The organism is Actinokineospora sp. NBRC 105648, from assembly GCF_030269645.1.
In the GTDB taxonomy this organism is placed as follows: Bacteria; Actinomycetota; Actinomycetes; order Mycobacteriales; family Pseudonocardiaceae; genus Actinokineospora.
Genome location: NZ_BSTR01000062.1, coordinates 1 through 19,324, shown reverse-complemented (window position 1 = coordinate 19,324; position 19,324 = coordinate 1). Strand labels below are relative to the sequence as shown.

17 protein-coding genes are annotated in these 19,324 nt (G+C 71.5%); 10 read left to right on the top strand and 7 right to left on the bottom strand.

Annotated features, from left to right (window positions below):
• Positions 1-76 precede the first annotated feature (76 nt).
• The 3 genes from QSK30_RS32910 to QSK30_RS32900 form a co-directional block, all read right to left on the bottom strand.
• Entirely contained in the window at positions 77-988 is a 912-nt protein-coding gene (locus QSK30_RS32910) for a dioxygenase family protein (protein WP_285508976.1), read from the bottom strand.
• A gap of 48 nt (positions 989-1,036) precedes the next feature.
• On the bottom strand, positions 1,037-1,960 hold the full coding sequence (locus QSK30_RS32905) for a helix-turn-helix transcriptional regulator (protein WP_285508974.1): 924 nt from the start codon (positions 1,958-1,960) through the stop codon (positions 1,037-1,039).
• 684 nt (positions 1,961-2,644) lie between these two features.
• Positions 2,645-2,995 (bottom strand): hypothetical protein, encoded by a 351-nt coding sequence (locus QSK30_RS32900; protein WP_285508973.1) that lies wholly within the window; start codon positions 2,993-2,995, stop codon positions 2,645-2,647.
• Between the two features lie 467 nt (positions 2,996-3,462).
• Here QSK30_RS32900 and QSK30_RS32895 point away from each other — a divergent pair, with 467 nt between their 5' ends.
• From QSK30_RS32895 to QSK30_RS32865, 7 genes are all read left to right on the top strand, one after another.
• Positions 3,463-3,834 carry a YegP family protein gene (locus tag QSK30_RS32895; RefSeq protein ID WP_285508971.1) on the top strand — a complete coding sequence of 124 codons (372 nt, stop codon included), beginning with the start codon at positions 3,463-3,465 and terminating at the stop codon, positions 3,832-3,834.
• A gap of 120 nt (positions 3,835-3,954) precedes the next feature.
• Positions 3,955-4,974 (top strand): phosphate ABC transporter permease subunit PstC, encoded by a 1,020-nt coding sequence (pstC, locus tag QSK30_RS32890; RefSeq protein ID WP_285508969.1) that lies wholly within the window; start codon positions 3,955-3,957, stop codon positions 4,972-4,974.
• A gap of 10 nt (positions 4,975-4,984) precedes the next feature.
• A complete protein-coding gene (gene pstA / locus QSK30_RS32885; RefSeq protein WP_285508968.1) occupies positions 4,985-6,082 on the top strand; it encodes a phosphate ABC transporter permease PstA in 1,098 nt (365 codons plus the stop codon).
• 29 nt (positions 6,083-6,111) lie between these two features.
• The gene (locus tag QSK30_RS32880; protein ID WP_285508967.1) at positions 6,112-7,776 is read left to right on the top strand and encodes a phosphate ABC transporter substrate-binding protein PstS; all 1,665 of its coding nucleotides are present in this window, start codon (positions 6,112-6,114) and stop codon (positions 7,774-7,776) included.
• Positions 7,773-10,412 carry a hypothetical protein gene (locus tag QSK30_RS32875; RefSeq protein WP_285508966.1) on the top strand — a complete coding sequence of 880 codons (2,640 nt, stop codon included), beginning with the start codon at positions 7,773-7,775 and terminating at the stop codon, positions 10,410-10,412. The genes QSK30_RS32880 and QSK30_RS32875 overlap by 4 nt, the downstream gene beginning before the upstream one ends.
• Complete coding sequence (locus tag QSK30_RS32870) at positions 10,409-11,407, top strand: sortase domain-containing protein (RefSeq protein ID WP_285508964.1); 999 nt, start codon at positions 10,409-10,411, stop codon at positions 11,405-11,407. The genes QSK30_RS32875 and QSK30_RS32870 overlap by 4 nt, the downstream gene beginning before the upstream one ends.
• Before the next feature lie 184 nt (positions 11,408-11,591).
• Positions 11,592-12,167, top strand: coding sequence for a hypothetical protein (locus QSK30_RS32865; RefSeq protein WP_285508962.1), 576 nt, complete (start codon positions 11,592-11,594; stop codon positions 12,165-12,167).
• A 71-nt stretch (positions 12,168-12,238) separates the two neighbouring features.
• Here the strand turns inward: QSK30_RS32865 and QSK30_RS32860 are convergent, their stop codons facing one another.
• A complete protein-coding gene (locus tag QSK30_RS32860; protein ID WP_285508961.1) occupies positions 12,239-13,213 on the bottom strand; it encodes a PstS family phosphate ABC transporter substrate-binding protein in 975 nt (324 codons plus the stop codon).
• A gap of 264 nt (positions 13,214-13,477) precedes the next feature.
• On the opposite strand from QSK30_RS32860, the gene QSK30_RS32855 reads away from it, so the two are divergent.
• From QSK30_RS32855 to QSK30_RS32845, 3 genes are all read left to right on the top strand, one after another.
• Positions 13,478-14,275, top strand: coding sequence for a phosphate ABC transporter ATP-binding protein (locus tag QSK30_RS32855; protein WP_502871926.1), 798 nt, complete (start codon positions 13,478-13,480; stop codon positions 14,273-14,275).
• A 105-nt stretch (positions 14,276-14,380) separates the two neighbouring features.
• On the top strand, positions 14,381-15,247 hold the full coding sequence (locus QSK30_RS32850; protein WP_285508959.1) for an SDR family oxidoreductase: 867 nt from the start codon (positions 14,381-14,383) through the stop codon (positions 15,245-15,247).
• A gap of 548 nt (positions 15,248-15,795) precedes the next feature.
• Entirely contained in the window at positions 15,796-16,425 is a 630-nt protein-coding gene (locus tag QSK30_RS32845) for a maleylpyruvate isomerase N-terminal domain-containing protein (RefSeq protein ID WP_285508957.1), read from the top strand.
• 14 nt (positions 16,426-16,439) lie between these two features.
• Here QSK30_RS32845 and QSK30_RS32840 read toward each other — a convergent pair whose 3' ends face one another.
• The 3 genes from QSK30_RS32840 to QSK30_RS32830 are packed head-to-tail and all read right to left on the bottom strand — an operon-like array spanning position 16,440 to position 19,006.
• A complete protein-coding gene (locus QSK30_RS32840; protein WP_285508954.1) occupies positions 16,440-17,093 on the bottom strand; it encodes a DUF2306 domain-containing protein in 654 nt (217 codons plus the stop codon).
• 58 nt (positions 17,094-17,151) lie between these two features.
• Positions 17,152-17,856: a response regulator gene (locus QSK30_RS32835; RefSeq protein ID WP_285508953.1), complete on the bottom strand. Its 705-nt coding sequence runs from the start codon at positions 17,854-17,856 to the stop codon at positions 17,152-17,154.
• A gap of 37 nt (positions 17,857-17,893) precedes the next feature.
• The gene (locus QSK30_RS32830; RefSeq protein WP_285508951.1) at positions 17,894-19,006 is read right to left on the bottom strand and encodes a sensor histidine kinase; all 1,113 of its coding nucleotides are present in this window, start codon (positions 19,004-19,006) and stop codon (positions 17,894-17,896) included.
• Positions 19,007-19,324 lie beyond the last annotated feature (318 nt).

The following is a 19,324-nucleotide window of genomic DNA, read 5'->3' as shown; positions in this document are numbered from 1 at the left end:
ATGGCACGTCCGCCCGACAACGGCCGACGCCCCCGCGCGCAGCAGCGCGCGAGGGCGTCGGGCCGATCGGTCGGGCCTAGCCGACGCGCCAGAGGGCGGGCACGTTCGGCGGCTCCCAGCCCGGCTGGGCCTGGTGGCCCTGCAGGCAGGTGTAGCTGACGCCGCCGTAGGTGACCTTGGCGCCCGCGGCGTAGTTGGTGCCCGCGGCCCACGAGCCGCCCGGGGGGACGGTGGTGGTCGTCGTGGTCGGGTTGGTGGTGGTCGTGTTCGACGTGGTCGTCGTCGGCCGCGTGGTCGTCGTGGTCGGCGGGACGCCGGTCACGTTGAGCACGAAGTCGTAGCTGGCCTCCTTGGCCGAGCCCACGGTGCGGACGTTCATCAGCAGCCGCGGGTCGTAGATCGTGTCGGTGTTGTTGCGCGGCTCGCCGGGGAAGTAGAGCTGGGTGGTGACGATCCGGCCGTTGGCGTTCTGCAGCTTGACGTGGATGTGCCGGGTGCGGCCGGGGTAGAGGCCGGGCACGATCGTGGTCAGCGTGTACTGGCCCTGGGCGTTGGTGTACTGGTGCCCGCGGAACCGGTAGGTGGTGTTGTCGTAGGCACCGGCGTTGTCGGCCTGCCAGAAGTCCAGCAGGACGTTGGCCAGCGGCTGGCACTGGCGGCCGAAGACGTAGCCGGTGACGGTCAGCTTGGTGCCCGCGCCGTCGGCGATCGAGGTGCGCGCGGGCGAACCCGGCTTGAAGTACGGGCCCTCGGTCTGCTCGATCGTCGGCGCGTCGCCGTCGTTGCAGTCCGGGGTCAGGTCGAGCAGGACGCCCTGGGAGGCGTCCTGCGCCCGGGTGCGGGCCAGGGCGGGGACACCGACGAGCGCGATCGGCGCCGCGACACCGGCGGCGAGCGCCGCGCGCAGCACCGCCTTGCGGCTGATCTGCTTGCCGTCGCCTGGCTGGTCTTCGGTAGAACTCTGGTCGCCGTGCAGGGGCGCGTCCATGTACTGCTCCTCGTGGGTGGGTAGATGGCGCCGGGGATCGCACCGAACCTACGCAGGCCTTCCGGGCGCGACGATGGACTGGAGCCGTCGGACGTGGTGTATGTCGCGGGGGCCATTACCACTGTGGACGGCGTTCCCATGCGTGTCACCGCGCCGCCGGAAGTCCCCGGGGCTGGCCCCGGCCTCCCGCCGGAAGAACCGGCAGAAGTACGCGGCGTCGGCGAACCCCACCCGGCCCGCCACCTGCCGCACCGTGAGGTCGGTCTTGGCGAGCAGCCGTTTCGCCTCGTGCGCCCGAGCCTCCCTGACCAGCTCCGACGGCGTCCGCCCGGTGGCCGCCTTGACCGCCTCGGTGAGGTACCCGGGCGTCACACCGATGTGGTCGGCGTAGGCGGCCACCGACCACAACCCGAGGTCCACCCGGGTGATCAGCCGCGCGAACTCCTCGGCCACCGACCCGGCCCGAGCGGGCGCCGGGGGAGCGGCGGCGGGGGTCTGCGGCAAGCGCGCGGCACGTACCACGAGCACGTGCAACAGCGCGCGGAGCACGGACTCGACCCCGTCGGCACCGGCCCGGTACTCCTCGTCCAACTCGGCCATTAGCCGGGTGGTGCGCAGGTGCGCGGCGTCGTCGAGGGTCAGCGACGGCCGGTCGCTGAGCCTGCGCAACAGGTCGCGGTCGGCCGGGTGGTCGATCAGGAAGTCGTCGGTGAACAGGACCACGTGCCCGTCCAACCCCCGCGTGTCCTCCCAGTGGTGCACCTGCCCAGGCGCGATCACACACAGGTGCGGCGGCCGCAACTGCCACCGCTGCAGGTCGACAACATGCGTCCCCACACCCCCCGTGACATGCAAAATCTCATGAAACGTGTGCCGGTGCGGGAACGCGGCACGGGACAACGGCCCCATCTCCTCGAAGGTCCCGACCGCGAACGGCAGCGCACTCGGCCCGGGCACCTCCAACCGGTGCACCGGCAGCTCCCCCTCCCGGGGCACCTGACACGGCGTCCCCGGTAATACCGTCGTCCCTCGCATCGTCGCGTCCTTCCCGCCAGCCGAACCTGGTGAAGGTCCAGACCAATAGCTACCGTCACCATGACACGCGAGTGCCCCCGGGGGAACACAGCGTGACATCGACGGCCACGACGGTATGACGTACGGCACCCAGGCGCGACCCGCCCCAGCCTCACCCAGCCCAGCCAGTCCAACCCAGCAAGCCCAGCCCAACCAACTCGGTTCGGCCCGCCAACCAACTCGGCCCGCCAACCAACTCGGCCCGCCAACCAACTCGGCCCGCCAACCAACTCGGCTCGGTCCAGCCAACTCGGCTCGGTCCAGCCAACTCGGCCCAACCCACCCCCCACTCAACCGCAGCGGAGAGGCCGACCCCGCTGGTACCGGCGGCCCCGCTACGGATGCTCGATCTAGTGGACTCGCTTCGTGTGGGGGGAGAGCACCGCTAAACTTGACCTGTGGTGGGGATGCCCTTCACCCCACGCTTTTTCCCCACCGCGGTGCTCTAGGGGCCCCACACGAAGCGAGTTCACTAGATCGAGCCCACGCTCTTACCTGGGCAACGAAGACGGCAACCTCACGACGCACGTCCTCGAGCCCACGCTCGCAACTCGCGCAACGAAGACGGCAACCAAAAGACCGTCACCCCAACCGACAGTCCAACCCGATCACCTGCACATACGGGCTGCTGTCCGAGTTCGTCACCACCCCGGCCAACGGCACCAGCCCCAGCAACGGCTGGCAAGCCGCCACCCCGGCAGGCCCGTTCAGCACGTCCACCACCGCGTAGAACGCCGTGGCGATCAACCCCGAACTCGGTGCCCCGTTCGACCGCGTGCAGAACTGACCCGCGAAGATCGTCGAGGACACCTGCCCCACCTTGCACCGGTAGGTCGGCACCGCCGAGGGCGCCGCGTCGGCCGTCGGTGCGGCCAGCCCGACCAGGACGAGCGCCGCGAGCAGGCAACGTCGGAACATTCGTGGTGTGGACACTGGGATCCTCCCGGGTAGCGGCTGTCTCGGCCTCCTCGACACCACCACGGCGCGGGCCACCCCACCACCCGGTCCGACTCAAGTTCCCCGGACGGGGTGACCTTCTTCACCCGACTCCGCCGATTTGTGGCTGGTGTGACCCAAGTGGTCGATGGGAAGTCCGGTGCCGTCTTCCCGGTGTTCACCACCTCGTCGCGCGCCGCGGGCGTCCCCGGGGGCGGAAAAACCAGGGCGGTCGGTCTGTTTGCCCTGTCTGAGCTGCGGCGTTCGCGGAAGCATCCGTCCACAAAGGTCACAATGTCATGGTGATCAGCCTGGTAGCAATGGGAGTTCTCGGCATCTGGCCCAGTCGCACTCCGGCGGTGGCGGAAATCCCTTGTGTCGCAAAATCTCTAGTCGTGCGGGGAAACCATTTTCCGGTTCGCGCCGATGTAGGTGTGCGGTGTACTCAGCGGAGGGGACCTGGCGTGGCGCGCTTCCAGTGCTACCGGTTGCACGGCTCGGGAGTCAGGTGGCGGCTGCTCGGTGGCAACAACCGGGTGCTCGGCCAGGGCATGGTCGAGCACCCCAACCGCGACACCGCGCTCGACGACATCCGGCGGGTGCAGCTCGCCGCGGTCGGGGCCTGGGTCGAGGTGCAGCACGCGCACAACGGCCTGTGGTGGTGGCGGTTGTGCGTCGACGCGGGCGACCTGGTCCAGTCGGCGCAGGGGTTCGCGCGGCGCATCGATGCCGAGCACGCGGCGGCCCGGTTCCGGCGGTCGGCGCCCGAGGCCGAGGTCACCGCCGTCGTCGCGGTGTTCCAACCGGACCGGCGCGGGCGGGCCCGGTTGGAGTGAGACGTGTGGGGGCAGCGGCTGGTTGTCCGCCCGTTCACGTGACCAGTGTCGATCTTTCACCCGGTGCTGCTTCTGTTGTTCCGCCGCGTGATCGCGGTTTCCCCGGAAAGGACCAGTCCCGTGAGCGACACCGATGTCCGGCCGCCGGACTCGGCCACCGACAGTGACCGACCGCGGCGGCTGAAGGTCCGCAGCACCCTCGACGACAAGGTGTTCCAGACCCTCGCCCGCGGCGCGGGCCTGCTCGTGCTGGCCATCACCGGTGGCATCGGGGTCTTCCTGGCCACCCAGTCCGGGATCGCCTTCGACACCTTCGGCTGGCGGTTCTTCTCCGAGCTGCAGTGGAACCCGGAGAACAACGCGCTCGGGATCGCGGCGATCCTGCCGGGCACCGTGGTGGTCGCGGCGATCGCGATCCTGGTCGCGTTCCCGCTGGCGCTGACCACCGCTCTCTACATCTCCGAGTACGCCCCGCCGCGGATCAGGGCCACGCTGGTCAGCCTGCTCGACCTGATGGCCGCGGTGCCCAGCGTCGTCTACGGCCTGTGGGGCTTCTACTTCCTGCAGCCGCAGATCATCTACCTGGCCCGCTGGCTGCACCAGGCGTTCGGTTCGTTCATCCCGTTCCTGGACGTCGACACCGACCCGGACGCCGCCGGGTGGGAGGCGTCCCGGTACACCTCCTCGGCGTTCATCGCGGGCGTGGTGGTGGCGCTGATGGTGCTGCCGATCGCCGCGTCGGTGATGCGCGAGGTGTTCGCCCAGGCGCCGCCGGGGGAGCGGGAGGCCGCACTGGCACTGGGTTCCACCCGCTGGGGCATGGTGCGCGCGGTCGTGCTGCCGTTCGGCCGCGGCGGGATCATCGGCGGCACCATGCTCGGCCTCGGCCGCGCGCTGGGCGAGACCATCGCCGTCGCGATGATCATCTCGCCCGCGTTCGACCTGGACTTCCGGGTGCTGGAGAACGGCGAGATCACCGTCTCCTCGCTGATCGCGCTGCGCTTCGGGGAGTCCTCGGCGCTGCAGCTGTCCGCGCTGCTGGCCGCGGGCCTGGTGCTCTTCGCGTTCACCCTGCTGATCAACACCCTCGCCGCGATCGTGGTCTCCCGCAGCCGCAGCGGCTCCGCGACGGACATCTAGGAGCCGCGCCATGACCACCGTCCAGATCCGGCCCGAGGCCGACCCCGACACCCGGGACGCGCCCGTCGACGAGCCGCGCCGGGTGCTGCGCTCGCGCTCACCCGAGGACCGCGCCGAGCTCGTGGGGTCCGCCGTCGCCGGTTTCGCGCTGGTGTGGCTGGCCTACCAGCGCCTGCTGCCCACCTCCGGGCTGCTCGGCTTCCTGGTCTGCTGGTACGCGGCCTTCCTGCTGGTCTACGTCCTGGTCACGCTGCAGCGCCACGGCGTGGTCGAGGTGGCCGACCGGGTCGCGGGGGTGGCGGTGCGCACCGGGGCCGCCATGGTCGGCACGACGCTGGTGTTCGTCGTCGGCTACACCGTCGCCCGTGGCCTGGAGGCCATGTCGCACAGCAACTTCTACACCCAGGAGCTCACCTACTCCGACCCCACGGACCTGGGGCAGGGCGGGGTGCTGCACGCCATCATCGGCACCCTGGAGCAGTTGGCCATCGCCATCGTGATCACGCTGCCGCTGGCGGTGGCGACCGCGGTGTTCATGACCGAGGTCGGCGGCAGGCTCGCCCGGGTGGTGCGCACGCTGGTGGAGGCGATGACCGGGCTGCCGTCCATCGTGGCCGGTCTGTTCATCTACGTCGCGGTCATCCAGCTCGCCGGGGTGCCGCGCAGCGGTTTCGCCGCCGCGCTGGCGCTGAGCGTGATGATGCTGCCGATCATCACCCGGTCGGCGGACGTGGTGCTCCGCCTGGTGCCCAACGGTTTGCGCGAGGCCAGCCTGGCGCTGGGGTCCTCGCGCTGGCAGACGATCTGGCGGGTGGTGCTGCCCACCGCCCGCCCCGGCCTGGCGACCGCGCTGATCCTGGGTGTCGCGCGCGGCGCGGGGGAGACCTCGCCGGTGCTGCTCACCGCCGGGTACAGCCAGTTCGTCAACGCCAACCCGTTCGACGACTGGCAGACCTCGCTGCCGCTGTTCGTCTACCAGACCTTCAAGCTGCCCGCCGAGGCGATGGCCAAGCGCGCGTTCGGCGCGGCCACCGTGCTGCTGATCATCGTCCTGGCCCTGTTCATCACCGCTCGCCTGGTCGCCCGCACCCGCCGGGGTGGCCGCTGATGTCCGCCGTCGGAAAGTGGGATAGCGCAATGCCCGTGCCCAAGTGGCGCACGCGCCTCGGAGCCACCCTGTCCGTGCTGGTCCTGACCGCGGCCACCGCGGCCGGGCCGGGCGCCGGGGCGGCCGCGGCCCAGGCCTACGAGCCGATCAACGGCTCCGGGTCGACCTGGAGCGCCAACGCGATCGGGACCTGGATCGGCGACGTCGCCGCCAACGGCATCCGGGTCAACTACGAGTCGGTCGGCTCCACCCGGGGCCGGACCATGTACGCCCAGCGGCAGACCGTCTTCGGCGTCTCGGAGATCCCCTACCAGCAGGGCGCCGACGACCGCGGCGTGATCGACGACTCGGCGGGCCGGGCGTTCGGCTACATGCCGATCGTGGCCGGTGGCACCGCGTTCATGTACCAGGTCAAGGTCGGCGGCCAGCCGGTGCGCGGGCTGCGGCTCTCCGGCGAGACGGTGGCCAAGATCTTCACCGGCCAGATCACCAACTGGAACGACGCGGCGATCACCGCGGACAACAACGGCAGCGCGCTGCCCAGCAAGAAGATCATCCCGGTGGTCCGCTCGGACGGCTCGGGCACCACCGCGCAGTTCACCACCTACCTGGACAAGCGGTACCCAGGCATCTGGCGCCCGTTCTTCGGCCGCACCGGCTTCACCTCGTACTTCCCCAACCCGGGCAACAAGTTCGTCGCGCAGAACGGCAGCGACGCGGTCGCCGGCTACGTCTCGGCCAACTACGGCGACGGCGCCATCGGCTACGTGGAGTACTCCTACGCCAAGAACAAGCGCGACTGGCCGGTGGCCAAGATCCTCAACGACGCGGGCGTCTACACGCTGCCCACCGAGTACAACGTGGCTGTGGCGCTGACCAAGGCCCGGATCGAGACCGCCAACCGCGACCCCAAGGTCTACCTCACGCAGATCCTCGACGGCGTCTACGGCAACGCGGACGCGCGGACGTACCCGCTCTCGTCGTACTCGTACATGATCGTGCCCGCGACCGACGACCAGAACGCCAACCCGGAACTGCCGATGACCAAGGCCCGGGGGCGGACGCTGTCGGCGTTCGCGTTCTACTTCCTGTGCGAGGGCCAGCAGAAGGCGGGCGCGCTCGGGTACTCGCCGCTGCCGCTGAATCTGGTGCAGGCCGGGTTCGACCAGGTGAAGCGGATCCCGGGGCACGAGGACAAGCTGCTCGACGCGAGCAAGTGCAACAACCCCACCTTCGACGCGGCCAACCCGGCGCGCAACCTGCTGGCGGAGAAGGCACCCCAGCCCCCGGACTGCGACCGCAAGGGCAAGGGCCCGTGCACCGAGGCGGGCGGCATCCCACCTGCCGCCGGCCGCGGCCCGACCCCGGGTGGCGCGGGTGCGGGCAACGGCGGCACCGGCACCGGGACGGGAACCGGCACGGGTACGGGCACTGGCACCGGCGCGGGAACCGGCGGTGTACCGGTGGCCGCGGGTGGCCCGGGCGCCGTCGACCCGGAGACCGGCCTGCCCGCGGGAACCGACAACGGCACCGGCACGACCGGCGCGGCCTACGGCACCGCCACCGAACTCGCCGCCTACCGCGACGACTCCACGACGTCCCTGTTCGGCGGCTTGGCGGTGGTCGAGCTGCTGCTCGTGCTCATCCTGCCCGCCTTCGTCGCCCGCAGGCTGGCCAGGAGGCGGCAGGCATGAGGACGGGCAGGACAGCGGGCACGACAGCGGGCATGAAGACCAGGGGCCGACCCACCACCCAGGAGCGAACCGCCATGCGGGACACCAGACCCTCACGACTGACGCGGGTGCTGGTCGCCGCCGCGCTGCTCGTCGCGACGGGGCTCACCGCGACCACCCCGCCGACCGCGTCGGCCGCCGAGCCCGGCGCCGCGAGCAAGACCCTGACGTTCGAGGACGGCAGCCAGGGCAAGGTGACCGTCAGCAAGACCCAGAAGATGCGCCGCGAGGCCGTGCGCGTGGACTGGTCGGGCTTCGTGCCGACCAACAACGCGGGCAACCTCCCCTACAACGCGCTGTCGCCGTCCAACGAGCGGTTCACCGTCGCGCTCATGCAGTGCCGGGGCACCGACCCGGTCCGCGAGGACTGCGTCTGGGGCGACTCCAGCGGCGAGCGCTACGCCCCGCGCGGCTACGACCCCGTCGAGGCCGCGGACCCGACCGAGCGGCCGGACACCCTGCTGTTCCGCGACGTCGAGGGCGTGCGGCACACCCTCGACCCGTGCGTCGGGACCTGCCAGAACATCTCCGACCACCCCGCCGACTGGTACACCTTCGGCAGGCAGTCCCGGATCACCTTCACCGGCGCCGACGGCACCGGGGGCGTCGACTTCGAGGTGCGCACCGGCGACGAGATGCCGAACTCGCTGGGCTGCGGGCGCAGCCCCGCGGCGGGCCAGCCGCCCATCGAGTGCTCGCTGGTCGTGGTGCCGATCCGTCCCATGGGCTGCACGCCCGACACACAGGACATCTGCAACGACGGCACATCGGACTCCTACACCCAGATCAACAGCTTCTGGTTCGCGCTGTCGGGCTCCAACTGGCGCAACCGCGCGGTCTTCCCGCTGTCCTTCCTGCCGCCGGAGGGCTTCTGCCCGGTCGAGTCCGGGTCCAGACTGCCGATGATGGGGGCCGAGACCGCGACCGACGCGATCTACCGCTGGGTCCCGGCGCTCTGCTCCGGCGCCGGTGCGGTGCCCACCAGCTACACGCCGATCGGCGAGGGCGAGGCACGCCGCCAGTACAACCGCACCACGCAGAACTTCGTGGTGGGCAGCAGGCCGATCCCGCCGGACGAGTCCGGCAGGCCGACCGCGTTCGCGCCGGTCGCCATCAGCGGTTTCGCCTTCACCTTCATGGTCGACCGGGCGGACAACCTGCGCCAGCTCACCGACTTCCGGCTCAACGCCCGGCTGGTCGCCAAGCTGATCACCCAGAGCTACCGCGGCCGGTGGATCGGCCAGGCCGAGGACGGCAAGGCCGACCCGACCGCGAGGTTCCTCCCCGGCGCACCGGAGACCCTGTTCACCGACAAGGAGTTCCTCGCGCTCAACCCCGACCTGGGGGCGGAGATCCTCAACCCGGCGCTGTCGACCCCGATCCTGGTGACCGGCGACGGTGACGTGCCCAACGCGGTGATCCGCTGGCTGCTGGCCGACCCGGAGGCCGCCGCGTTCCTCAAGGGTGAGCCGGACCCGTGGCACACCACGGTCAACCCGGCGTTCCGGGACTGGGCCACGCCCGCGGACGAGTTCGACTACCGGGACAGCTTCGTCGGCGACCCCAACGCCAAGCCGGACAAGGGGGGTATGTGCAAGGGGGCCACCGGGGACTACACGTGCTCGCGGCACCCGCAGCAGCTGGGTGAGATGCTCGCCCAGCGCTCGTCGAAGCTGCGCGACATCGCCCCGCTGGTGCAGAACGCCCTACCGCTGCAGACCACCCTGTGGGACACCGACAACGGCGGCTTCAAGCGCGCCGCCCAGCAGAACGTGGGTGTTCGGGGTGTCATCGGCATCACCGACCTGGCGGGCGCCATCCGGTCCCGGCTGCCGATCGCGAAGCTCTCCACCGGCGCCAAGGACGCCCAGGGCAAGCCGATCTTCGTCGGACCCACCCCGGAGAGCATGCTCGCCGCCGTCCGCTCCGGTGTGCTGGACAAGGCGTCCGGGGTGGTGGGCATCGACTACGCCAAGCTCGACGCGCACGGCTACCCCGGCACCAAGATCGACTACGCGGCGGTGGCGACCTCCGGGCTGACCGCGGACGTGGGCGGCCGCTACGCCAAGGTCCTGGAGTACGCCGCCGGGGCGGGTCAGGTCCCCGGCCCCGACATCGGCAACCTGCCCGAGGGCTACCTCCCGTTGCCCGACGAGCTGCGCGTGCAGACCACGCAGGTCGCCGCCGCGGTTCGGGCGCAGAAAGCCGAGGTACCGACGGCCCCGTTCACGAACCCGGCCGCCATCGGCACCGGGCCCGGTGGCGCGGCCGCCGCGGGTGGCACGGCGGGGACCCCGGGGACCGGTGGAACCGGCGCCGCCCCGGGTGCGGCCCCCGCTCCCGCGCCTGCTCCGTCCGCCGGGGACGTCCCCGTGAACCCCGCCGCCCAGGCGGCCAAGCGGGCCGCGGTCGACACCAGGGCCGACCGCAGCGGCTTCCTGCGGTGGGGACTGCCGATCATCCTCGCGCTCGGCCTGCTGGCCGCGATCGTCGTCCCGCTCTGGGCACTGGGATCGCGACCGGGCAACCCGGTGCACCGGCTGTTCACCGGACTGTGGTCCAGGATGCCGGGCAGGCGCTCGGGAGTTGGCGGATGACGCTCACCTCGGCGGGTCGGCACCGCGAGGCCGGTGACGGTCCACACTGGATCGACGTGGCCGACGGGGAGTCGGACGGGTACGACGAGTACGAGGGCGACAGCGAGTACCACGAGCAGGACGGTGCTGACGCGGAGGAGCCGCCGCCACCCCGGCGGCCGCTGAACCCGTTCATCTCCGCCCTGGCGATCTTCGCGGTGCTGATGCTCGGGTTCGTCGCGTTCACGGTGTTCCTCACGCCGCTGCAGGCCAACCACGAGCAGGCCCTGCTCTACGACCAGCTGCGCGAGCAGTTGGCCGCGGGCACGGCCGCCCCGTTCAGCGACCACGGGCCGCTACCGGTGATCGAGCCCGGCACACCGGTCGCGGTGCTCACCGTGCCCGCGCTGGGCCTGCGCCAGGTCGTGGTCGAGGGCACCGCGTCCGGTGACCTCACCTCCGGGGTCGGCCACCGGCGGGACACCGCGCTGCCCGGCCAGTTCGGCGTGTCGCTGCTCTACGGCCGCCGCGCCGCGTACGGCGGCCCGTTCGCCGATGTGGTGAAACTGGTCCCGGGCAACGAGATCCGCGTGGTCACCGGGCAGGGGGAGTTCGCCTACCTGGTCGACGGGATCCGGCGCGACGGCGACCCGGTCCCGGCTCCGTTGACCGACGGCGGTTCCCGGCTCACGCTGGTCACCGCCGAGGGGCGGCTCTTCCTACCTGAGTCCACTGTGTACGTGGATGCCTCGCTCGTCGAGGGCGAGGCCCAGCCCGCGCCGGTGCGCCGCCCGCAGATCGTGCCGCCCGCGGAGAAGGCGATGCGCTCGGACACCTCCGGGATGCTGCTGCTGACCCTGTGGCTGCCCTTGTTGGCATTGACCTTCGCGGGGATCGCCTGGCTGCGGGCCACCCTGGGACGGCCGCAGGCACTGCTGATCGGACTGCCGGTGGCCCTGGCGGTGCTGTGGAACGTCTACGACACCGGGTTGCGCCTGTTGCCCAACCTGTTGTGAGGCAAGCGGAGTAGTGGACCGGCGCCGGGTGACCGGCGTCGGTCCTCTTTGGAAGATCGCGGTTAACCAGCCGCTGCCCGCAGTGGTCTGCTTCGCCAACGTCGCGATCGGGCGCGCGCACCGGTGCGGCCGCACGCCAAGATCCTCATCGGCACAACCCAGTGCCGCCAGAGGAGGAAAGAAGATGCGCACTCGTTTGGTCTCCGTGGCCAAGGCGGTCTCGGTCGTCGCGATCGCGACCGGTCTGCTGTTCGGCGCCGGCACCGCGGCGACCGCTGCCCCGGCGCCCTCCGTGCCCGCCGCGGCATTCGCCCTCGGGCAGCCGGTGGTCGGCAGATCCGACATCCTGGTCGACCCCGCCGCGGTCGAGTCGCTGGGCTACTTCGGCATCCAGAGCCTGGTGATCGGCGGTCGGGTGCAGACCGTCAACGGCCAGACCACCCAGACCTTCGACGTCGTGGGCAACCCCAACGACGGCACCGTCGAGCACCGCGGCGCGCTGCTGCTGACCACCCCGGACGGCGTCGAGGTGTGGTGGTCGCTGGTCATCGACAAGAACCGCGGCGTGCTCACCGGCTACGAGAACCTCTCCCGCCGGATCGACCTGTTCACCCTCGGTGCCCCGACCTCGGCCGGTGCCCCGCTGGTGCTGACCCAGGCCGGTGCCGACGCGCTCAACCGCAACCTCGGCTTCGACGAGCTGTTCTCCCAGGGCTTCGTCTACGGCTACGTCAAGACCACGCTGAACCCGGCGGTCTGATCTGCCCGCTGGACAAGGGAAAGCCCGGAGGCGCGACCGCACCTCCGGGCTTTCCGCTCAAGCGGGTCGGACTATTCCGCCTTGCCGCACTTCTCGACGGCGGTCAGCTGGGTGAAGCCCTGGCCGGAGATCACCGAGGTGGCGGCGGAACCGCAGATCCAGCCCGCGCCCACACCCGCGGCGGTCGGGTTGCCGGTGCCGAAGATCGGCTGCAGCGCGGCGGCGGTGCCACCGTTGAGCACGCCACCACCGTTGGTGTCGATGACGACGTTGTAGAGCTTGCGCGGGCCGCTGTAGCCCCCGGTGTTCAGCTGGATGGGCTTCGGGGTGGGCAGCACGGCGAAGCGACCCGCGGAGAACGGGCCGATCCGGTTGGGGTTGCCCGAGATCGGGGTCGGGTCGTTCTCCTGGACCTCGACGACGCAGGAACCCGGAACGGCGTTGCCGATCGAGGCGAGGAAGGTCGTCCGGGTGCCGGAACCCGCCTGCGGCAGGACGGGGGCGATGGTCGTGGCGGGCAGGCCCGTGCGCACGGCGCTCCACGTGGTGGCGGTGCACTCGAAGATGGTCTTGAGCTCCGCGGCGGTCAGGTTGAGCGCCGCGTTGGTGGTGTTGGCCACCGCGTAGTTGATGACGTCCTTGGCGAACGGCAGGAAGATCACGGTCGCGCCGTCGGTGGCCTGGCGAGCCCGGGAGGACCGCGCGAAGTTGGTCGGGGTGCCCGAGCGCTTGAGCTCGGTGATGCCCGCGCCCGAGCCGTTCGGCCGCGGGATCGCGGTGGTGCCCGAACGCAGCACGATCGGCGGGTTGGGCTGCCCCAGGGTGGGGGCGTCCCACGACGCGAGCCGCACGGTCGGCGAGGTCGCGTTGTAGGAGGTCGCCAGCGCGTTGAGCACGAGCTCGGTGGTGTCCGAGCCGGTGCCGACCGCGTCGTCGGCGTCGGGGACGAAGCCCGGGTCGGCGGCGGCGGTGGAGGTGGCGAGCAGGGCGGACACCGCGAGCGCGGTGACAGACGCCAGCAGGCCCTTGCGGAAGGTGGAGCGCATCGAGAGATTCTCCTTGTCCTTCAACGTTCTCTGCCCCGAATGAGGCTCCTTCACCTTGCCGACAACAGATGTCGGCGCTCTACTGCCGGCCGGTCAAGATCGTGCGCCCAGCCGGTGAACTAGCACCCAACTGCTGCCGGAAAATCGCCGTCATGCTGGGTGAACCGGCCATTCACCTCCCGGTTCCCCGGTGGTCCTAGCATCCGCGGCGTGAGCACCCACACGGAATCGTTCCCCGGCAACGGAAACCCGGCCACCGCGACCCTGGTCGCCGAGCGCGCGCCGGGTGGTTCGACGTTGGCCGCGCGGCGGGTGTCGGCGTGGTTCGGCAGCCACAAGGTGCTCGAGCGGGTGTCGCTGGAGATGCGTGCGGGCACCGTCACCGCGCTGATCGGGCCGTCCGGGTGTGGCAAGTCGACGTTCCTGCGCACGCTGAACCGGATGCACGAGCTCGTGCCGTCCGCGGCGCTGGCGGGCGAGGTGCTGCTGGACGGCCTGGACATCTACGCGGCCGGGGAGAAGATCACCGCCACCCGCAAGCGGATCGGGATGGTGTTCCAGAAGCCCAACCCGTTCCCGGCGATGTCCATCGCGGACAACGTGCTCGCCGGCCTCAAGCTCGTCGGCGCCCGGGTGCCGCGCGGCGACCGCGACGACATCGTCGAGCAGTGCCTGGGCAAGGCCGGGCTGTGGCGCGAGGTCAAGGACCGGCTCAAGGCGCGCGGCGGCGCGCTCTCCGGCGGGCAGCAGCAGCGGCTGTGCATCGCCCGGTCGCTGGCGGTGCGCCCGGACGTGCTGCTGATGGACGAGCCGTGCTCCGCGCTCGACCCGACCTCGACCCGGCGGATCGAGGAGACCATCGCCGAGCTGCGCCGCGAGGTCACCATCGTGATCGTGACGCACAACATGCAGCAGGCGGCCCGGGTCTCCCAGCACTGCGCGTTCTTCCTGGCCGAGGCGGGCACCCCCGGCCACATCGTCGAGTCCGGCTCGACCGAGCAGATCTTCCACCGGCCCGCCGACCAGCGCACCGCCGACTACGTCAACGGCCGCTTCGGCTGAGACCCCGGCCGTCCACTCGGCACGGTCCCCGCGGGTGCGCCCGGCGGGGCCATCGGGGATGCTTGCCGGGTCGGAAGTGCGGCCCGGAGGTCAGGAGCGAAGTCGATGAGTCCCGTCATCACGGTCACCGGAGCCAGCGGCAACATCGGCGGACGGGTCGCCCGGCTGCTGGCGGCCGCGGGCGCCACCCAGCGACTGGTCGCCCGCGACCCGAGCACCCTGCCGGACCTCCCCGACGCCACCGCGGTGCGCGGCGCGGAGTACGCCGACGCCGAGGGCCTGCGCACGGCGCTGGCGGGCACCGACGTGCTGCTGCTCGTCTCGGCCCGCGAGTCGGCGGACCGCGTCCACGAGCACACCACCGCCATCGACGCCGCCGTCGCCGCGGGCGTCCAGCGGATCGTCTACACCTCGTTCCTCGGCGCGGCGGCCGACTGCACGTTCACCTTCGGCCGCGACCACTGGCACACCGAGCAGCACCTGCGGTCCACGGGCGTGCCGTTCGTAGCGCTGCGCGACAGCACCTACAGCTCCGGCCTGCCCGCGATGACCGGCGCCGACGGCATCCTGCGCGGCCCCGCGGCCGACGGCCGGGTCAGCGCGGTGACCCCGGCCGACGTCGCCGCAGTTGCCGCCGCCGTGCTGCTCGACCCCGCGCACGACGGGCAGGTCCTCGACGTCACCGGCCCCGAGGCCATCACCCTGGCCGAGGCCGCCGAGGAACTGACCCGGGTCACCGGCCGCCCGGTCGCCTACCAGGAGGAGACCGAGGCCGAGGCCTACGAGTCCCGCGCCGGCTACGGCGCCCCAGCCTTCGAGGTCGCAGGCTGGGTGACGTCGTACACGGCGATCGCCACCGGCGAACTGAGCACGGTGTCGGACACGGTGCCCCGGCTCACCGGCCGCCCGGCGCAATCGTTCGCGGAGTTCCTGCGTCTGAACCCGTCCAGCTACGCCCACCTGCTGCCCTGACCGGGTCCACGCGGCTCTCCAGGCCAGCCGGCTCCAGATGATCGAGTTGGCCGAGTCGAACTGGACGGCCGGTGGAACCGGCAAGCCCGCCGGGTCGCTGACTGACGTGGCCGGGCAGTCCGCGCCCGGTCGAGCCGGGTCGGCTGGTCAACTCGGCGGGTTGGTTGGATCGAGTTGAGCCGGCTGTGCTGGGTCGCTGACTGACGTGGCCGGGCTGTCCACGCCCGGTCGAGCCGGGTCGGTCGGGGTGGACTGGTCAACCCGGCGTGTTGGTCGAGTCTAGTTGAGGCTGGGCGAGCGGACGTCGCCGTGCTGGTCGAATCCAGCCGAGCTGGTTGGTCCGGTCGGTCTGGTCCTGTCTTGGCTGGCTGTCCCTCGTCGGCTCTGCCCGGCTGTGTTGCTCCCGTGCGCCACCTGTGGACAACTGCAGCCGAGCCGCCGAGTTCTGTCGTCCCCACCTGGAAGAGTTGACATCGGGGGTTACCTGCCGGCCGCGGGCAATAGTCTGGCCGTGGCCGGATCACTGGGGTTGATCACTGGAGGAGAGCATGGGCACGGCCGAGGACTTCCTGGCGACTGCTCGCACCGCCACCGAGTTGCTGCGTGCGCCTGCCGTGGCCGCCGCGTGGGCTGGGGCGAGTGCGTTGAGTGGCTTCACCGTCGGTGGGCTGGCCGCGCACCTGGCTCAGCAGGTCCACCTCACCGCGCGGGTGCTGGCCGAGCCGGAGCCCGATGAGGAGGTCGTGCCGCTGTTGGAGCACTTCAACCGGGCCCGCTGGATCAACGCCACCCTCGACGACCAGTCCAACCAGGGCATCCTCGCCGCCGGTGAGCGCGATGCCGCGGGTGGGCCGGAGGAGCTGCTGGCCCGGGTCGACGCCGCCCTGGCCGAGTTGCCTGCCGCGCTCGGGACCGCGCGCTCGGTCCGGATGCCGACCTGGGGCCCGTACGCGCTGTCGCTGGACGACTTCTTGATGACCCGGTTGATGGAGCTCACCGTCCACTCCGACGACCTCGCGGTCAGCGTCGGCGTGCCCACCCCGACCTTTGCCCCCGAGGTCGTCGACCCAGTCCTGGCCCTCCTGACCCGACTGTCGCTCCGCAGGCACGGCGCCACCGCCCTGTTGCGCGCCCTCACCCGCGCCGAGCGCGCCCCCGACACCATCGCCGCGTTCTGAGCGGTGCCTGCTCGTCACCCCAGCACGGGTCGTGCCGCTGGTCTCGGTGACCTGCGGATGACCCACTCGGCGACCGCGATGTTGACGACCCAGCTCGCGCCCAGGAGCAGGGCGCGGGTGAGTTCGTCGGGTTGGCCGAAGGCGATGGCCCACGGGAGACCGGTCAGCACCTGCGTGCCCGCGCCCTGCCCGATCGCGTAGCCGCGGATCATCCAGGCGCGGTGGGCGCGGAAGTCGCGCCGCCGGACCGTCAGGTAGCCCAGGGTCAGGGCGACGGCCATCGCGGTGCCGAAGACGAGGCGGAACCCCAGGAGCAACGGGCCGTCACCGACCGGGTGGGGGTAGTACAGGGTCATCCACACGCCGGTGAGGGCCGCGATCAGTCCACACGGGATCAACGCGCGGCCCGCCAGGCGGTGCCAGCGCGGGTGGGTGCGGCGGATGCGTTGGGGGAACTGGAAAGCGCCGAGGACGCAGAACGCGACAGCGCCGACGATGTGCAGAACGATCGGCACGGGAGAGGCGGCGAAGCGGGCGTTGCCCTCGCCGAGTTCCGCCGTGGCCACCTTGGTGAGGCGGCTGACCCCCGCGACCACCGGGACCAGGCTGAGCACGATCAGGGCGGTGGGCAGGCGCCAGGCGGGCGTCTCGCGGGATCTCGTGGGCACCGGGCAATCGTGTCGCCCGCCGGGGGGCGGGTCATCAGGAGATCGGCCCCCGGTCGCGTCATACTTTCGGCCGCCTGCGATCGGCGCCGTCCGGCGGGATCCGACCCGGTCCGCCGGTCCGCTCGGTCTCGTAGGCCCAGATGGCGACCTCGACCCGGTTCCGCGCGCCGATCTTGGCCATCAGGCTGGCCACGTGCGACTTGACCGTGCTGAGCGTGATGTGCAGCTCGTCGGCGATCTCGTTGTTCGTCCGTCCACTCGCGACAGTGCGGAGCACCTGCTCCTCCCGCTCGGTGAGCGGTTCCACCGGCTGCCGCGGCGCGGCCGTGGGACCACCGACGGCGAACGCCCGCAACAGCCGCGCGGTGATGCTCGGCGCGATGAGCGCGTCCCCGTTGGCGGCGGCGTGCACGGCCTGGGTGAGCAGCCCGGCGCCCGCGTCCTTGACCAGGAACCCCCGGGCCCCGGCCCGCAGTGCCGCGTAGACGTACTCGTCCAGGTCGAAGGTGGTGATCACCACGACGGCCGGCGGATCGGCGACGTCGGGCCCGGCCAGCAACCGGGTCGCCTCGATGCCGTCCAGCTCGGGCATCCGGATGTCGAACAGGCACACGTCCGGGCGCAGCTCCCGGGCCAGCGCCACCGCCGCCCGCCCGTCGGCGGCCTGGCCGACCACCTCGATCCCCGGCTGGGCGTCGAGGATCATCGCCAGGCCGGTGCGCACGATCTCCTGGTCGTCGGCGACCACCACCCGGATGCTCACGCCGCCCGCCCCCGCCCGGCGCCGGGGACGCGGCCCGTCACGCGCCGCCCCGGGGGAGCGTGGCCGACACGGTCCAGCCGCGACCGGCGTCGGGACCCGCGACGCAGGTGCCACCGAGCAGACCGACCCGCTCCACCATGCCGATCAGGCCGTATCCGCCCGCCCCGGCCGGGCCACCGTCACCGTCGTCGCTCACCCGCAGGTGCACCGACTCGTCATCAGCGGTGACCCGCACCTCAACCCTCGTCGCATGCCGCGCGTGCTTGCGCGCATTGGTCACCGACTCCTGCGCAAGCCGGAAGACCGCGCTGCCGATGGCGGGGGACAGTTCGCCGACCGCACCGACGATCCCCACCTCCACGACCGGCTTTCCCCGGCTGGCCAGCCGCTCGACATCGGCGATCCCCGGCTCCGGCGCGCGCGTACCTGGCTCGTCCCGACGCAGCACCCGGACCATGGCCCGCATCTCGGCCAGCGCCCGCGACGCCTCCCCCTCGATCACCCGCAACGCGTCGGCGGCCGCCGCGGGCTTGGTGGGCGCCGTGGCCAACCCGGCCTGGGCCCGGATCGCGATCGCTGAGACGTGATGGGCGACCGTGTCGTGCAGATCGCGTGCCAACCGCTCCCGTTCCCGCGACTTGACCTGGTCGACCTCCCGCGACCGAGCCCCGGCCCGATACCGCGCCGCCGCACCCAGCGCGATCGCGGTGAGGACGACCGCCGCCCCACCCACCACCGCACCGAGGCTGTCATCGCCAACGGCGGTTGTGACACCGACCTTGACCACCAGCACCGCCAACCCGAACACCACCTCCCGCCCGGACCCCCACCGCAGCAGGGCGTAAGGCAGGACCAGCAGGAACGCCGTGGTGTAGAGCTGCGGGAGCACACCGGCCAACGCCAACAGCGCCGTACCGCCGAAGGCCACACCCACCATGGCCAGGGGCATGGTCCGACGCCAGAGCAAGGTCGGCACCAGCCCGGCGACCACGACCGTCGACACCACCCGCCACGGCAACTCCGGACGCAGCAGACCCTCGAGCACCGCGAGCGGCACCAACAGCCCCACCAACACCCAGTCCCGCCACACCCGCCCCGGCGGACGCGGCGGTCGAGGTTCGTCCCACAGGGAACGCGGAAGACCGGGCACGAGCCGATGGTATAGCGCTCAACACCCGCCCGGATCAGCCCAAAGTACGAGCCCCCGACCCCACCCGACCCGACCCGAACCCACCCGACCCGAACCCACCCGACCCGGCCTCACCCGACCGAACCTGGCCGCACGCCCTATCCCAGCCCATAATCTCCATCCCTAAATCCCTTGATCTTTAATAGCTGAGCCCGCTGGTACGCAATGCCCGTTACGTTTGTGCTCGATTGGGTGGACTGCCTTCGTGTGGGGGGAGGCGACCGCTAAACTTGACCTGTGGTGGGGATGCCCTTCTCCCCACGCTTTTTCCCCACGCGG

Excerpts from the sequence above, each read along its gene's own strand:
- QSK30_RS32880 (WP_285508967.1), top strand. The coding sequence starts at position 6,112 with ATGCCCGTGCCCAAGTGGCGCACGCGCCTCGGAGCCACCCTGTCCGTG.
- QSK30_RS32860 (WP_285508961.1), bottom strand. The coding sequence starts at position 13,213 with ATGCGCTCCACCTTCCGCAAGGGCCTGCTGGCGTCTGTCACCGCGCTC.
- pstA (WP_285508968.1), top strand. The coding sequence starts at position 4,985 with ATGACCACCGTCCAGATCCGGCCCGAGGCCGACCCCGACACCCGGGAC.
- QSK30_RS32850 (WP_285508959.1), top strand. The coding sequence starts at position 14,381 with ATGAGTCCCGTCATCACGGTCACCGGAGCCAGCGGCAACATCGGCGGA.
- QSK30_RS32910 (WP_285508976.1), bottom strand. The coding sequence starts at position 988 with ATGGACGCGCCCCTGCACGGCGACCAGAGTTCTACCGAAGACCAGCCA.
- QSK30_RS32865 (WP_285508962.1), top strand. The coding sequence starts at position 11,592 with ATGCGCACTCGTTTGGTCTCCGTGGCCAAGGCGGTCTCGGTCGTCGCG.
- QSK30_RS32845 (WP_285508957.1), top strand. The coding sequence starts at position 15,796 with ATGGGCACGGCCGAGGACTTCCTGGCGACTGCTCGCACCGCCACCGAG.
- QSK30_RS32875 (WP_285508966.1), top strand. The coding sequence starts at position 7,773 with ATGAGGACGGGCAGGACAGCGGGCACGACAGCGGGCATGAAGACCAGG.
- QSK30_RS32870 (WP_285508964.1), top strand. The coding sequence starts at position 10,409 with ATGACGCTCACCTCGGCGGGTCGGCACCGCGAGGCCGGTGACGGTCCA.